15 protein-coding genes are annotated in these 14,261 nt (G+C 73.3%); 12 read left to right on the top strand and 3 right to left on the bottom strand.

Annotated elements, in window-relative coordinates; all coding sequences use genetic code 11:
- Positions 1-12 precede the first annotated feature (12 nt).
- The 3 genes from AB0D32_RS18325 to AB0D32_RS18315 form a co-directional block, all read right to left on the bottom strand.
- Positions 13-843: a class F sortase gene (locus AB0D32_RS18325; protein WP_357091133.1), complete on the bottom strand. Its 831-nt coding sequence runs from the start codon at positions 841-843 to the stop codon at positions 13-15.
- A 12-nt stretch (positions 844-855) separates the two neighbouring features.
- Positions 856-1,380 carry a hypothetical protein gene (locus AB0D32_RS18320; protein ID WP_357091131.1) on the bottom strand — a complete coding sequence of 175 codons (525 nt, stop codon included), beginning with the start codon at positions 1,378-1,380 and terminating at the stop codon, positions 856-858.
- A gap of 87 nt (positions 1,381-1,467) precedes the next feature.
- The gene (locus AB0D32_RS18315; RefSeq protein ID WP_357091129.1) at positions 1,468-1,923 is read right to left on the bottom strand and encodes an Lrp/AsnC family transcriptional regulator; all 456 of its coding nucleotides are present in this window, start codon (positions 1,921-1,923) and stop codon (positions 1,468-1,470) included.
- Between the two features lie 183 nt (positions 1,924-2,106).
- Here AB0D32_RS18315 and AB0D32_RS18310 point away from each other — a divergent pair, with 183 nt between their 5' ends.
- The 12 genes from AB0D32_RS18310 (at position 2,107) to AB0D32_RS18255 (ending at position 14,249) form a co-directional block, all read left to right on the top strand.
- Positions 2,107-3,006 carry a tryptophan 2,3-dioxygenase family protein gene (locus AB0D32_RS18310; protein WP_357091127.1) on the top strand — a complete coding sequence of 300 codons (900 nt, stop codon included), beginning with the start codon at positions 2,107-2,109 and terminating at the stop codon, positions 3,004-3,006.
- A 20-nt stretch (positions 3,007-3,026) separates the two neighbouring features.
- Positions 3,027-4,340, top strand: coding sequence for a kynureninase (gene kynU / locus AB0D32_RS18305; RefSeq protein WP_357091125.1), 1,314 nt, complete (start codon positions 3,027-3,029; stop codon positions 4,338-4,340).
- Positions 4,337-5,674 carry an NAD(P)/FAD-dependent oxidoreductase gene (locus AB0D32_RS18300; protein WP_357091123.1) on the top strand — a complete coding sequence of 446 codons (1,338 nt, stop codon included), beginning with the start codon at positions 4,337-4,339 and terminating at the stop codon, positions 5,672-5,674. The genes kynU and AB0D32_RS18300 overlap by 4 nt, the downstream gene beginning before the upstream one ends.
- Before the next feature lie 23 nt (positions 5,675-5,697).
- Positions 5,698-7,179 (top strand): 2-hydroxymuconic semialdehyde dehydrogenase, encoded by a 1,482-nt coding sequence (locus AB0D32_RS18295; RefSeq protein WP_357091364.1) that lies wholly within the window; start codon positions 5,698-5,700, stop codon positions 7,177-7,179.
- Positions 7,176-7,967, top strand: a complete 792-nt coding sequence (locus tag AB0D32_RS18290; protein ID WP_357091121.1) for a fumarylacetoacetate hydrolase family protein — start codon at positions 7,176-7,178, stop codon at positions 7,965-7,967. The genes AB0D32_RS18295 and AB0D32_RS18290 overlap by 4 nt, the downstream gene beginning before the upstream one ends.
- Positions 7,964-8,905: an acetaldehyde dehydrogenase (acetylating) gene (locus AB0D32_RS18285; RefSeq protein WP_357091119.1), complete on the top strand. Its 942-nt coding sequence runs from the start codon at positions 7,964-7,966 to the stop codon at positions 8,903-8,905. Before AB0D32_RS18290 ends, AB0D32_RS18285 begins: the two co-directional genes overlap by 4 nt.
- The gene (dmpG, locus tag AB0D32_RS18280) at positions 8,902-9,972 is read left to right on the top strand and encodes a 4-hydroxy-2-oxovalerate aldolase (protein ID WP_357091116.1); all 1,071 of its coding nucleotides are present in this window, start codon (positions 8,902-8,904) and stop codon (positions 9,970-9,972) included. The genes AB0D32_RS18285 and dmpG overlap by 4 nt, the downstream gene beginning before the upstream one ends.
- Positions 9,969-10,742 carry a fumarylacetoacetate hydrolase family protein gene (locus AB0D32_RS18275; protein WP_357091114.1) on the top strand — a complete coding sequence of 258 codons (774 nt, stop codon included), beginning with the start codon at positions 9,969-9,971 and terminating at the stop codon, positions 10,740-10,742. The genes dmpG and AB0D32_RS18275 overlap by 4 nt, the downstream gene beginning before the upstream one ends.
- Positions 10,739-11,167, top strand: a complete 429-nt coding sequence (locus AB0D32_RS18270) for a RidA family protein (protein WP_357091112.1) — start codon at positions 10,739-10,741, stop codon at positions 11,165-11,167. Before AB0D32_RS18275 ends, AB0D32_RS18270 begins: the two co-directional genes overlap by 4 nt.
- The gene (locus AB0D32_RS18265) at positions 11,164-11,688 is read left to right on the top strand and encodes a 3-hydroxyanthranilate 3,4-dioxygenase (protein ID WP_357091110.1); all 525 of its coding nucleotides are present in this window, start codon (positions 11,164-11,166) and stop codon (positions 11,686-11,688) included. The genes AB0D32_RS18270 and AB0D32_RS18265 overlap by 4 nt, the downstream gene beginning before the upstream one ends.
- The gene (locus AB0D32_RS18260; RefSeq protein ID WP_357091108.1) at positions 11,688-12,710 is read left to right on the top strand and encodes an amidohydrolase family protein; all 1,023 of its coding nucleotides are present in this window, start codon (positions 11,688-11,690) and stop codon (positions 12,708-12,710) included. Before AB0D32_RS18265 ends, AB0D32_RS18260 begins: the two co-directional genes overlap by 1 nt.
- 75 nt (positions 12,711-12,785) lie before the next feature.
- Complete coding sequence (locus AB0D32_RS18255; RefSeq protein WP_357091106.1) at positions 12,786-14,249, top strand: amidase; 1,464 nt, start codon at positions 12,786-12,788, stop codon at positions 14,247-14,249.
- The last annotated feature ends 12 nt before the right edge of the window (positions 14,250-14,261 follow it).

The raw sequence follows: 14,261 nt of genomic DNA, 5'->3' as shown, positions 1-14,261 counted from the left end.
TGGAACGGCGCCTCAACCCTGACGTGCGCGGACCAGGGACGCGAAGACCACCACGTTGTCGGCGTATCCGGTCTCCCCGCCCACCCAGCGGCCGCCGCAGGTGATCAGGCGCAGCCGGGGGCGGCTGAAGTCCCCGAAGACCTCGTCCGCCGGCAGTTTGTCCTTGTCGAAGCGTTCGACCGAGTCGACCTCGAAGACCGCCACCGAACGGTCCTGCCGGGCGACCTCGATCCGGTCGCCGTCCCGCAGGTCCCGCAGCTTGTGGAAGACCGCCGGCCCGCTGGTGGTGTCGACGTGGCCGACGATCACCGAGGGACCGTACTGCCCGGGGGTCGGTCCCTGGTCGTACCAGGCGGCCTCCTGGGCGCGGGCGGCGTCCGGCACCGCGATGCTGCCGTCCGGGGCGATGCCGACGCCGTGCACTGGCGCCTCGACGTCGATCGGGTCGATGGCGATGCCGACGGGCCGGCTGGCGGGCAGCACCGGGAACTTCTTCGGCGCGGGCCGCAGCCCCGCGAGGAAGCGTTCCGGCAGCACGCTCACGCCGGCGACCCGCTCCACGCCGAGCATCGTGACGATCAGCACCATCAGCGTCCCGATCACCAGGACCGGCAGGCCGGGGCCCCGACCGGGGACCAGCCAGCGGCGGCCGGCCGGAATCCGGGACCGGGCGGGCAGCGGCCCGGCCGCCGGGTCGGTGGTGGGGACGCTCGCCGACACGGCCTCCCCGGCCACCCGGCGCAGCCGCCGGGCGGCCGCGGCCGCCGCCCGCCGTGCCCGCCGGGTGGTCGCCCGGACCCGGCCCGGATCCGATCGCCTCGTACGCCTGTGGGAGCCGGCCATGGCGACGGCGGGTCAGGAACCGGCCCCGGTCCGGCGGCGGTTGCCGAAGAAGCCGAAGCCCACGGCCAGGCCCACCACCGCGAGTCCGCCGACCAGCAGCATGGTGCCGGTGCCCGAGGCGCCGGCGGTGCCACCGCCCCCGGTCGCCGGGCCCTTGCTGGGCTGCTCCATGTTCAGCACCGTCAGCGTGGTGGTCGCGGTCCTGCCGTTGTCGCAGCGCAGGTCGACCGGGTAGTCGCCGGGCTGCTTGTTGCCCGGGATGGTGACGTGGCCGGTCAGGAAGCCGTTGTCCGGCCGCAGCGCCACCGGCCCGCCGAACGCGTCGGAGCGGACGGTGGCCTGACGGTTGTTGGTGTTGTCGCAGCTGGCCCGGATGCTCACCCGGGTACCGGCCTGCGCGCTGTTGGGCACCACCTCGACGAAGGTGTTCTCACCCGCCCAGGCGGGTGCGACGGTCGTCAGGACGAACGCCCCGACCAGGCCCAATACGGTCAGGGCGCGGGTCAGGGCACGTTGGAACGATGTGAGCACCGGCATGATCCCCCCTTCCGGTGACGATCACCGGAATCCTCCCCGGGCAACAGGGCCTGCTTTCCCGCTGGCCGGGGGGCAAACCCGGGCGGGTCAGCGGGCCTGGTCGGCCGGGGGCAGGGAGGTGACGGGCTGCCACTGGAGCGGGGTGGAGAGCACCATCGTGCTGGACGGCTGGCCGTACGGGGCGAGCCGGTCGATGACCGCCTCGAAGTCCCCGATCGAGCCGGCGGCCACCTTGAGCATGCTGCACGCGTCGCCGGTGATGCGGTGGATCTCCAGGATCTCGGGCCAGCCCGTCACGTCCGGGTCGTGCAGGATGCACCGCGCGCCGTAGCAGGACATCCGGATCAGCGCTACCACGGTGCGGCCGGCCCGGGTCAGGTCGACGTGGGCGTGGTAGCCGGTGATCACCCCGGACTCCTCCAGCCGGCGCACCCGCTCGGCCACGGCCGGCGGCGACAGGTGCACCCGGCGGGAGAGTTCGCTGAAGGAGAGGCGTGCGTCGGCCTGCAGTTCCCGGAGCAGTGCCCAGTCCATGTCGTCCATGCGGCGACCTTACTTTCCCGAAGCCGAATCCCCCTCATGCCTTCTGCGCCGCAGGTCAGATGGGGTAAGTGCCGTTGATCCGGCATTCCATTCGGGCGTTCCGCCGAGAGATCATGTCGGTCATCCCCGTAAACGGGCGGCTGCCGGCCGTCCCGGGTGACACAGAGCAGAGGGAGGCCACCGGTGGAGCAGACGGACCTGCGTGTACCCGTCCAGGCGGCGGTGCGCCCGGCGACCCCGCGGCAGCGCGCGGCCCGCGCCGCCCGCAACGGCGGCGAACCGACGCTGGAGTTCACCGAGCGGGTGCCGTACGACGCGTACGTGCAGGCCAGCACGCTGCACCGGTTGCAGCAGCCGCTGAGCGACGACCCCGGCGAGATGTCGTTCCTGATGGTCAGCCAGATCATGGAGCTGTACTTCGGGCTGACCTGCCACGAGTTGCGAGACGCCCAGCGGCTGCTGCGGGCGGACCGGGTGTGGGACGCGCTGGCCCCGCTGCGCCGTGCCGCGCTGCACCTGGAGGGGCTGAACGCGGCCTGGAAGGGTCTGCGCTGGATGACCCCGGCCGACTTCAACCGGTTCCGCAACCTGCTGGGCGAGGGCTCCGGCTTCCAGTCGGCGATGTACCGCCACCTGGAGTTCCTGCTCGGCCTCCGCGACGAGACGCTGATCCGGCCGTTCCGCCGGCAGACCGACGTGTACGCCGACCTGCGCGCCACCCTGACCGCGCCGAGCCTCTGGGACGACGTGCTCGCCCTGCTGGCCCGGCACGGCCACGACCTGCCGGCCGACCTGCTCGACCGGGATTTCACCGCCGAGCACCAGCCGCACGCCGACGTGGAGGCGGCCTGGGTACGGATCTACGCCGAGCCCGGGCCGGAGAACCACCTGCGGATGCTGGGCGAGGCGCTGACCGAGGTGGCCGAGCAGTTCGGCGACTGGCGGCAGCACCACGTCAAGGCGGTGCAACGCACAATGGGCGCCAAGGTCGGCAGCGGTGGCTCCGCCGGACTGGCGTGGTTGCAGCGCAGCATGGCCCGGGTGGTCTTCCCCGAGCTGTGGTCGGCCCGGACAGCGATGTGACCCGAGAGCGAGACAACCCCATGAACACCCCCGCACCTGAGTCGTCCGGGTTCGCCGCCGGTGAAGCCGAGGCACGCCGCCTCGACGCCGCCCACCCCGGGCACCGCCACCTGTTCCACGTGCCGCCGGCCGAGGGCGGGCGCTTCCGCGACGCCGCGTACCTGGCCGGCAACTCCCTGGGCCTGCAACCCCGGGCCACCCGCGACGAACTCATCGCCGACCTGGACGCGTGGCGCCGGCTCGGCGTCGAGGGGCACTTGGAGGCGGAGCGCGCCTGGCTGCCGTACCACGAACTGCTGACGGCGCCGGCGGCGCGACTGGTCGGCGCCGCCCCGGCGGAGGTCGTGGTGATGAACTCCCTGACGGTCAACCTGCACCTGCTGATGGTCAGCTTCTACCGGCCGGCCGGTGCGCGGACCAGGATCGTCATCGAGGACAGCGCCTTCCCCTCGGACAGCTACGCCGTGCGCAGCCAGGCCCGCTTCCATGGCCTCGACCCGGACACCACCGTCGTCCGGCTGCGCCCCCGCGCGGGCGAGGACACCCTGCGCACCGAGGACGTGACCGCCTACCTGGCCGCCGAGGGCGACAGCGTGGCGCTGCTGCTGCTCGGCGGGGTCAACTACCTCACCGGCGAGCTGATGGACATCCCGACGATCACCGCCGCGGGCCGCGCGGCGGGGGCCGTGGTCGGCTGGGACCTGGCGCACGCCGCCGGCAACGTCCCGCTGGCGCTGCACGACTGGGACGTCGACTTCGCCGCCTGGTGCTCCTACAAGTACCTGAACTCGGGGCCTGGCGCGCTGGCCGGCGTCTTCGTGCACGAGCGGCACCTCGGCGACCCGGCCCTGCCCCGCTTCGAGGGCTGGTGGAGCACCGAGGCGGCCACCCGGTTCGAGATGACCCCCGTCTCCCGGCCGCCGGCCACCGTCGAGGCCTGGCAGATCTCCAACCCGCCGATCTTCGCGATGGGCCCGGTGCGGACCTCGCTGGAGCTCTTCGACAGCGTCGGGATGCCCGCGCTGCGCGAGCGCAGCGTCCTGCTCACCGGCTACCTGGCCGGGCTGCTCGACGAGGTGACCGCGAACCGTCCGCTGACCGTGGTCACCCCGCGCGAGCCGGAGCGGCGGGGCTCCCAGCTCTCGGTGCGCATCGGCGCGGGCAGCGCGGCCGGGCTGGCCAAGCGGCTGCGGCACGAGCACGGCGTGATCGCCGACGCCCGTGAGCCCGACATCATCCGGTTCGCCCCGGTGCCGCTCTACTGCACGTTCCACGACTGCTGGCGGGTCGCCGACGCGCTGGCCGCCACCGTTGCGGAGGTGAGGAACTCATGACCGACCAGCGGGACGAGATCGCGGTGGTCGGCGCGGGACTGGCCGGCTGCCTGCTGGCCTGCTACCTGGCCCGGCGCGGCTACCCGGTGGCGCTCTACGAGCGGCGGCCCGACCCGCGTATCGGCACGGTCGAGCGGGGACGCTCCATCAACCTGGCGCTCTCCGAGCGGGGCCTGGACGCGCTGCGCCGCATCGGCCTGGAGGAGCAGGTGCTGGCGGACGGGCTGCCGATGCGCGGCCGGATGATCCACCCGGTGGAGGGGGAGGCGCAGTTCCAGTCGTACAGCGCCTCCGGCGACCGGGCGATCAACTCGATCAGCCGGGGCGCGCTGAACAACGCCCTGCTCGACGCGGCCACCAGCCTGCCCGGGGTGCGGGCCGTCTTCGACCACCGGCTCGTCGGGCTCGACCCGACCAGCGGCGGGATGACCTTCGAGACCCCGCAGGGCGCGGTCACGGCCACCGCGTCGGTCGTCCTCGGCAGCGACGGCGCCGGCTCGGCGGTGCGCGGGCATCTGCTGGCGTACGGGCTGCTGACCGAGAGCGTGGACTTCCTCGACTACGGCTACAAGGAGCTGACGATCCCGCCGCTCGGCGGGGACTTCGCCCTCGACCCGGAGGCGCTGCACATCTGGCCGCGCGGCACCTCGATGATGATCGCGCTGCCGAACCCGGACCGCTCGTTCACCTGCACGCTCTTCTGGCCCACCCACGGCACCGCCAGCTTCGCCTCGCTGGGCAGCCCGGCGGCCATCGAGCGGTACTTCGCCGAGCACTACCCGGACCTGCCGCCGCTCGCCCCCGGCCTCGTCGACGACTACCAGCACAACCCGGTGGGCGTGCTCGGCACCGTCCGCTGCACCCCGTGGCAGGCGTACGGGAAGGTCGGCCTGCTCGGCGACGCGGCGCACGCCATCGTCCCGTTCTACGGCCAGGGCGCGAACTGCGCCTTCGAGGACGTGGTCGAGCTGGACCGTTGCCTGGACGAGTGCGCCGACGACTGGTCCGAGGCGCTGCCGCTGTTCCAGCAGCGGCGGCAGGAGAACGCCGAGGCGATCGCGCAGATGGCGCTGGCCAACTTCGTGGAGATGCGGGACAAGGTCGCCTCGCCGCTGTTCCAGGCCGGCCGGAAGGTCGAGCACGCGCTGGAGCGGGTGCTGCCGGGCCGGTACGTTTCCCGGTACGAGCTGGTGTCCTTCTCGACCACCCCGTACGCCCAGGTGCGTCGTCGGGTCCGCCGGCAGCACCGGGTGCTCGGGGTGGTGGCCGCCGGGGTGGCGGCGTTGCTGGCCGGCGCGGTCGGCCTCACGATCAACCGAGAGAGGCGTCGATGACGGTGACCTGGGATCCCCGGCTGATGGCCGGTGGGGCGCCCGACGGCCCGGAGCTGCTGCGCAACTTCGTCGGCGGCGAGTTCGTGGAGGCCGGTCGACGGTTCACCAAGCGCAGCCCGGTCACCGGCGAGCCGGTCTTCGAGGTCGCCGAGGCGGACCGGGCGTGCGTCGACGACGCGGTCGCCGCCGCGCGGGCGGCGCTGCGTGGGCCGTGGGGCCGGATGGGGGAGCGGGAGCGCGCGGAGGTGCTGCGCCGGGTCGCCGACGAGTTGGAGCGCCGCTTCGACGACCTGGTCACCGCCGAGGTCGCCGACACCGGCAAGTCGATCTCGCAGGCGCGGACGTTGGACATCCCGCGCGGCGCGGCGAACTTCCGCGCCTTCGCGGAGATCGTGGCGACCGCGCCGACAGAGTCCTTCACCACGGTCACCCCGAGCGGCGGCCGGGCCCTGAACTACGCGGTCCGCAAGCCGGTCGGCGTGGTCGCGGTCATCGTGCCGTGGAACCTGCCGCTGCTGCTGCTCACCTGGAAGGTCGCTCCCGCGCTGGCCTGCGGCAACGCCGTGGTCGTGAAGCCCAGCGAGGAGACGCCCGCCTCGGCGACCCTGCTCGCCGAGGTGATGGCCGCCGCGGGCGTGCCCGACGGGGTGTTCAACCTGGTGCACGGCTTCGGCCCGGACTCGGCCGGGGAGTTCCTCACCCGGCACCCGGGGGTGGACGCGATCACCTTCACCGGCGAGTCGGCCACCGGGAGCACCATCATGAGGGCGGCGGCCGAAGGCGTGAAGGCGGTCTCCTTCGAGCTGGGTGGCAAGAACGCCGGTCTGGTCTTCGCCGACGCCGACCTCGACGCGGCGGTGGCCGGCTCGGTGCGCTCCAGCTTCACCAACGGCGGCCAGGTCTGTCTCTGCACGGAGCGGATCTACGTGCAGCGCCCGGTGTTCGAGGAGTTCACCGCCCGGCTCGCCGAACGGGCCGGGAAGCTCGCGTACGGGTGGCCCGCCGACGAGGCCACGGTTAACATGCCGCTGATCTCGCACCAGCACCGCGACAAGGTGCTCGGCCACTACGAGCTGGCCCGCACCGAGGGCGCCGAGGTGCTCACCGGGGGCGGCACGCCGCGCTTCGGCGACGCCCGCGACGGCGGCGCGTACGTGCTGCCGACGGTGCTGACCGGGCTGGGCCCGCAGGCCCGCACCAACACCGAGGAGATCTTCGGCCCGGTGGTGCACGTCGCGCCGTTCGACGACGAGGACGAGGCGTACGCGCTGGCCAACGGCACCCCGTACGGCCTGGCGGCGACGGTCTGGACCCGCGACGTCGGCCGGGCCCACCGGGCGGGCACCCGGCTCGACGCCGGCATCGTCTGGGTGAACACCTGGTTCCTGCGCGACCTGCGCACCCCGTTCGGCGGGGTCAAGGCGTCCGGCATCGGGCGCGAGGGCGGCGTGCACTCACTCGACTTCTATTCCGAACTCACCAACGTCTGCGTGGACTTTTCATGATCGATTACGAGGTCGCTGCCGGGGAACTCATCGAGGCGCGCGAGGACGGCAAGCCCTGCCCGCCGCTGCGCGGGCGGCTGCTGCCCGAGGGGGACGTCACGTCCGCGTACGCCGTCCAGCAGCTCCAGGTGCGGCAGTGGTTGCAGCGGGGTCACCGGCGGGTGGGCGCGAAGATCGGGCTGACCTCCCGGGCGGTGCAGGAGAGCTTCGGTGTTTTCCAGCCGGACTTCGGGGTGCTGCTGGACAGCATGGCGGTGCCCGACGGCGCCGAGGTCGCCATGGACCGGCTGCTCCAGCCCCGGGTCGAGGCGGAGGTCGCGTTCGTGCTCGGCGCGGACCTGCCCGACGAGCGGGTCACGAGCGCGGACGTGATCCGGGCGGTCGACCACCTGCTGCCGGCGATCGAGATCGTGGATTCGCGGGTCGCCGGGTGGGACATCTCGATCGTGGACACCGTCGCGGACAACGCCTCCAGCGGCCTGTTCGTGCTGGGTACGGCGCCGCGTCGGCTGGCCGACGTGGACCTGCGGCTGTGCGGCATGGTCCTGGAGCAGGCCGGTGAGCCGGTCTCGGTCGGGGCGGGCGCGGCCTGCCTGGGCAACCCGCTGCACGCGGTGGAGTGGCTGGCGCGGACGATGGCGCGCTCCGGCGACCCGTTGCGCGCGGGCGACGTGGTGCTGTCCGGGGCGCTCGGCCCGATGGTGCCGGTGACGCCGGGCGCGGCGTACGAGGCGCGGATCTCCGGCCTCGGTTCGGTGCGGACCTGTTTCGGGAGGGCGGCCTCATGACCGTCGGCGTGGCGGTGATCGGGTCCGGCAACATCGGCACCGACCTGATGATCAAGGTGCTCCGGCTGTCGGAGTCGCTGCGGATGGTGGCGATGGCCGGCATCGACCCCGACTCGGACGGCCTGGCGCGGGCCAGGCGGCTCGGGGTGGCGACGACCGCCGGGGGCGTCGACGGGCTGGTGGCGATGCCGGAGTTCGCCGATGTCGAGCTGGTGTTCGACGCCACCTCGGCGGGTGCGCACCGGCACAACGACGCGGTGCTGGCCGCGCACGGCCGCACGGTGGTCGACCTGACCCCGGCGGCCATCGGCCCGTACGTGGTGCCGCCCGTGAACCTCGACGAGCACCTGCACGAGCGGAACGTCAACATGGTGACCTGCGGCGGGCAGGCGACCGTGCCGATCGTCGCCGCCGTCGGCCGGGTCACGCCCGTGGCGTACGGGGAGATCGTGGCGTCGATCGCGTCGAAGTCGGCGGGGCCGGGGACGCGGGCGAACATCGACGAGTTCACCGAGACCACCGCTCGGGCGATCGAGGTCGTGGGCGGCGCCGGGCGGGGCAAGGCGATCATCGTGCTCAACCCGGCGGATCCGCCGCTGCTGATGCGCGACACCGTCTACTGTCTCTGCCCGGACGCCGACGCCGACCGGGCCGCGATCGCCGCCTCCGTGGCGCAGATGGTGGCCACGGTGCAGGAGTACGTTCCCGGCTACCGGCTGAAGCAGGACGTGCAGTTCGACCGGGTCGACACGTACGTGCCTGCGCTGGGTCGGCACCTGACGGGGTTGCAGGTGTCGGTGTTCCTGGAGGTCTCCGGCGCCGGGCACTACCTGCCGGCGTACGCGGGGAACCTGGACATCATGACGTCGGCCGCGCTGCGTACCGCGGAGCGGCTGGTCGCGCTGCGGCCCGAGGCCGTTTCGGAGGTCCTCTCATGACTGACCTGTACATCCAGGACGTGACGCTGCGCGACGGTATGCACGCGATCGCCCACCGCTACACCGTCGAGCAGGTACGCACGATCGCCGCCGCGCTGGACGCGGCGGGGGTGGCCGCGATCGAGGTGGCGCACGGTGACGGGCTCGCCGGCTCCAGCGTCAACTACGGCCACGGCGCGGCCAGCGACGCCGAGTGGATCGCGGCGGCGGCCGACGTGATGACGACCGCGAAGCTGACCACCCTGCTGCTGCCCGGCATCGGCACGATCGCCGATCTGAAGGCGGCGAAGGCGCTCGGCGTGACCAGCGTCCGGATCGCCACCCACTGCACCGAGGCCGACATCTCCGCCCAGCACATCGCGTGGGCACGGGAGAACGGCATGGACGTGGCCGGCTTCCTGATGATGTCGCACATGTCCGACCCGGCCGGGCTCGCCGCGCAGGCGAAGCTGATGGAGTCGTACGGGGCGCACTGCGTCTACGTCACCGACTCCGGCGGCCGGCTGCTGATGTCGGACGTGGCGCAGCGGGTGGACGCGTACCGGCAGGTGCTGGAGCCGGAGACGCAGATCGGCATCCACGCCCACCACAACCTGTCCCTCGGGGTGGCCAACAGCGTGGTCGCGGTGGAGCACGGCCGGATCCTCGGCGACGGCCCGCCCGGTTCGCCGTCCGGGCGGACGGTGCGGGTGGACGCCTCGCTGGCGGGGCAGGGCGCCGGGGCCGGCAACGCGCCACTGGAGGTGTTCGTCGCGGTCGCCGAGCTGCACGGCTGGCAGCACGGCTGTGACGTGTTCGCGTTGATGGACGCCGCCGACGACATCGTCCGGCCGTTGCAGGACCGGCCGGTGCAGGTGGACCGGGAGACGCTCTCCCTCGGCTACGCCGGGGTGTATTCGAGCTTCCTGCGGCACGCCGAGCGGGCCTCGGACCGCTACGGCGTGGACGTCCGGTCGATCCTGGTCGAGTTGGGCCGTCGCCGGATGGTCGGCGGCCAGGAAGACATGATCGTCGACGTGGCGCTGGACCTGGCCGGCGACCGCGAGCAGAAGGAGGAGATGCTGTGATCGGGCCGGACACCGCGGGGATCGCCGAGCGGTTGGGAGTGGCGGCCGACACCGCCACCGCGATCGGGCAGCTGGCCGCCGAGACCGGTCTCGACGTCGACGCCGCGTACGCGGTGCAGACCGCGCTGATCCAGCGCCGGCTGGACCGGGGCGAGCGCCTTGTGGGGCTGAAGATGGGCCTGACCAGCAAGGCGAAGATGGCCCAGGTCGGCGTGGACGAGGTGATCTGGGGCCGGCTCACCGACACCATGCGGGTGCCCGACGGCGGCAGCGTCGACCCGGCCGCCTTCATCCATCCCCGGGCCGAGCCGGAGGTGGCGTTCCTGCTGGACCGGCTCCCCGAGCCCGGCGAGCCGGTCGGCGACTTCACCGACGCGGTCCGGGCCGTCGCCCCGGCGATCGAGCTGATCGACTCCCGGTACGCGAACTTCACCTTCTCCCTGCCGGACGTCGTCGCCGACAACGCCTCGGCCGCCGCGTTCGTCATCGGGCCGTGGAGCCCGGTGCCGGACGGGGTGGAGAACCTGGGCGTGGTGCTGGAGGTCGACGGACGGGTGGCGGAGGTCGGCTCGACCGCCGCCATCCTCGGCGACCCCCGACGGGCCCTCGACGAGGGCATCCGCCTCGCCGGCCGGCACGGGGTGCGGCTGCGCGAAGGCTGGGTCTTCCTCGCCGGTGCCGCCACCGCCGCCGTGCCGCTGCGCCCCGGCGCCCACGTCCGCGCCGTGGTGGAGAAGCTCGGCACGGCCTCGTTGCGGGCGTCGGCATGAGCGGGCAGGCGCGGGTCGTCGCGGGCAAGGCCGTCCCCCGGGGCGCCTTCCCGCACGTCAAGGTGGCCGGCGGGTTCGTCTTCGTGTCCGGTACGTCGTCCCGGCGGCCGGACAACACCTTCGCCGGGGTCGAGGTCGACGAGTTCGGCACCACGAACCTCGACATCCGGGCGCAGACCCGGGCCGTGATCGGCAACATCGGGGACCTGCTGCGTTCGGTCGGCGCCGACCTCTCCGACCTGGTGCAGGTCACGACCTACCTGGTCAACATGAACGACTTCGGTGGCTACAACGAGGTGTGGGCCGAGTTCTTCGACGCGACCGGCCCGACCCGCACCACGGTGGCCGTGCACCAGTTGCCGCACCCGCACCTGCTCATCGAGATTCAGGCCGTGGCCCTTCTTCCGTCAGGAGGTCAGTCGTGAGTGAGATCGCGGAGCCGTTCAGCTTCCCCGGTTGGATCGCGGAGAACCAGCACCTGCTCAAGCCGCCGGTCGGCAACCGGGAGATGTTCCCGGGCGGGGACGACTTCATCGTGATGGTGGTGGGCGGGCCGAACCAGCGCACCGACTTCCACGTCGACCCGTACGAGGAGTTCTTCTACCAGGTCAAGGGCAACATGCACGTCAACCTGATGACCCCGGAGGGGCCGCGTACGGTGCACGTGCGCGAGGGCCAGATGTGGATGCTGCCGCGCAACACCCCGCACTCGCCGCAGCGCCCGGAGGCCGGCTCGATCGGCGTGGTCGTGGAGCGGGTCCGCGAGGAGGGCACGCTGGAGAAGTTCCAGTGGTACTGCACCGAGTGCGGGCACCGGGTGCACGAGGTGGAGTTGCAGGTCAGGGACATCGCCGCCGACCTGCCCCCGGTCTTCGCGGCGTTCTACGCCGACGAGGCCGCGCGTACCTGCGCGAACTGCGGCGCGCTGCACCCGGGCAAGGGCTGATGCCCGCCGGGCCCGGGCCGGGGCGGCCTCCGGTGGTCGACGTGCACACGCACGTCGTACCGAAGGGATGGCCGGACCTCGGCGCGGCGTGCGGCGGGTCCGGTTGGCCCTGGCTGCGGGTCGACTCCGAGCGCGCCGCCATGATCATGGTGGGGGAGACGGAGTTCCGCCCCGTCGGGGCGGAGTGCTGGGACGCGCCGACCCGGCTCGGCGACATGGACGCCGACGGCGTGGACGTGCAGGTCGTCTCACCCACGCCGGTCTTCTTCAGCTACGACCGCCCCGCCGACCAGGCGGTGAAGGTGGCGCGGATCTTCAACGACCTCACCCTGGAGGTCACCGCCGGCGGTGGCGACCGGCTGGTGCCGTTCTGCCAGGTGCCGTTGCAGGACCCGGCGGCGGCCTGCGCCGAACTGGACCGCTGCCTCGCGGCGGGCCACGCCGGGGTGGAGATCGGCAACCACGTCGGCGACCGCGACCTGGACGACGCCGGGATCGTGGAGTTCCTGACGCACTGCGCCGAGGTGGGCGCCCCCGTCTTCGTGCATCCCTGGGACATGCCGGGCGGCCCCCGGCTGGACCGGTGGATGGCCCGCTGGCTCGTCGGGATGCCCGCCGAGACGCACCTGTCGGTGCTGGCGCTGATCCTCGGCGGCGTCTTCGACCGGGTGCCGGACACGCTGCGGATCTGCTTCGCGCACGGCGGCGGCAGCTTCCCGTTCTGGCTGGGCCGGGCCGACAACGCCTGGCACCGCCGGGGCGACCTGGTACGCGGGGCCTCGACCGCCCCACCCAGCTCGTACGTCGACCGGTTCAGCGTCGACTCGGTGGTCTTCTCCACGCCGGCGCTGCGGCTGCTGGTCGACACGATGGGCGCCGAGCGGGTGCTCCTCGGCAGCGACTACCCGTACCCGCTGGGGGAGCGGCCGGTCGGCCGGGTGGTGCGCGAGGCGGACTTCCTCACCGGAGAACAGGGCGACATGCTGCTCGGCGGCAACGCGCTGCGCTTCCTCGGCCGCTGACGGTGGTCCGTCGTACGCGAGGCGGCCGGTCGTGTCGTTCGGCGCAGCGGCGGTGGGACCAGGCAGGATGACGGGATGGCCGAGCCGCACGACCTGACCGCGCTGGAGCAGGCCGCCGCGATCGCCGGGGGCGAGCTGTCCAGCGTCGAGTTGGTCGAGCACCACCTGACCCGGGTCGACGCGCTGGCCGACACCGTCGGCGCTTTCGTCACGGTGACCGCCGAGCGGGCCCGGGCGGCGGCCCGCGCCGCCGACGCCGTTCCCGTCGACGAGCGCGGCCCGTTGCACGGCGTACCGACCGCGATCAAGGACCTCACCCTCACCGCCGGGGTGCGCACCACCTTCGGCTCGGCGGCGTTCGCCGACTTCGTGCCGCCGGTGGACGCCGACGTGGTCCGGTTCATGGCGGAGGCCGGGCTGGTCAGCCTGGGCAAGACCACCACCTCCGAGTTGGGCTGTTCGCTCTACTCGGAGGGGCTCGTCGCGCCGCCGGCCCGTAACCCGTGGGACTTGGCGTACACGGCCGGCGGCTCCAGCGGGGGAGCGGCGGCGGCCGTCGCGGCCGGGCTGGTGCCGGTCGCCCAGGGCTCCGACGGCGGCGGCTCGCTGCGCATCCCCGCCTCGCTGTGCGGCCTGGTCGGCTACAAGCCGAGCCGGGGTCTGGTCTCCGGCGGGCCGGTCGGCTCCGGCGCCTTCGGCCTGCCGACCAGCGGGCCGATCGGGCGTACGGTCGCCGACGTGGCGGCGCTGCTCGACGTGCTGGCCCGGCCGGTGCCCGGCGAGCCCTACCTGGCGCCCGCCCCGCCCGCCGGCGGCTGGCTCGGCGCGGCGCGGGCAGCCGACCCGGGACGGCTGCGGGTCGGGCGGTTCACCACCCCGATGCTCGCCGACGAGCCGGTCCACCCCGACTGTCTCGCCGCCGTGGACCGGGCGGCGGCGCTGCTCACCGCCGCCGGCCACGAGGTGGTCGACGTCCCCGCGCCCCTCGGGCCCGCGGTGTGGCCGCTGTTCGAGATCGTCTGGTACGTGCTGGCGCTCGCGCCGGTGCCGCTCGAGCGGGAGAGCGCACTGCTGCCGTTGACCCGTCACCTGCGGGCCCGGGGCGCGGAGGTCTCCGCCGCCACCCTCGCCGCCACGCTCGGCGAACTCCAGGCGCAGGTACGCCTCGGTGTCCGCCGCACCGCCGGCTGTGACCTGCTGCTCTGCCCCACCCTCGCCGCGCCGCAGGCGCCGCTGGGCTGGTTCGCGGAGGGCGGCGACCCGGCGGCGGACTTCGACCGGCAACGCCGCTTCTCGCCGTACTGTGCCGTCTTCAACGTCACGGGTGATCCGTCCGTCTCGCTGCCGGTGGGTGTCACCGCCGAGGGGCTGCCCGTGGGGGTTCTGCTCACCGGCCGGTACGGCGACGACGCGAGGTTGATCGCCACGGCTGCGCAACTGGAGCACTCCAGTGGCGGATGGGATCGCCACCCCGCAATTTGGCGGGCCGTGGGCTCCGCTAACGTGAATAGCAGCGGTGTCGGGCGGTCGGCGCCATGATCGTCCACCCGA

This window comes from Micromonospora sp. NPDC048170 (genome assembly GCF_040652795.1).
Classification (GTDB): domain Bacteria; phylum Actinomycetota; class Actinomycetes; order Mycobacteriales; family Micromonosporaceae; genus Micromonospora.
This window is presented reverse-complemented; position numbering and strand designations above follow the sequence as displayed.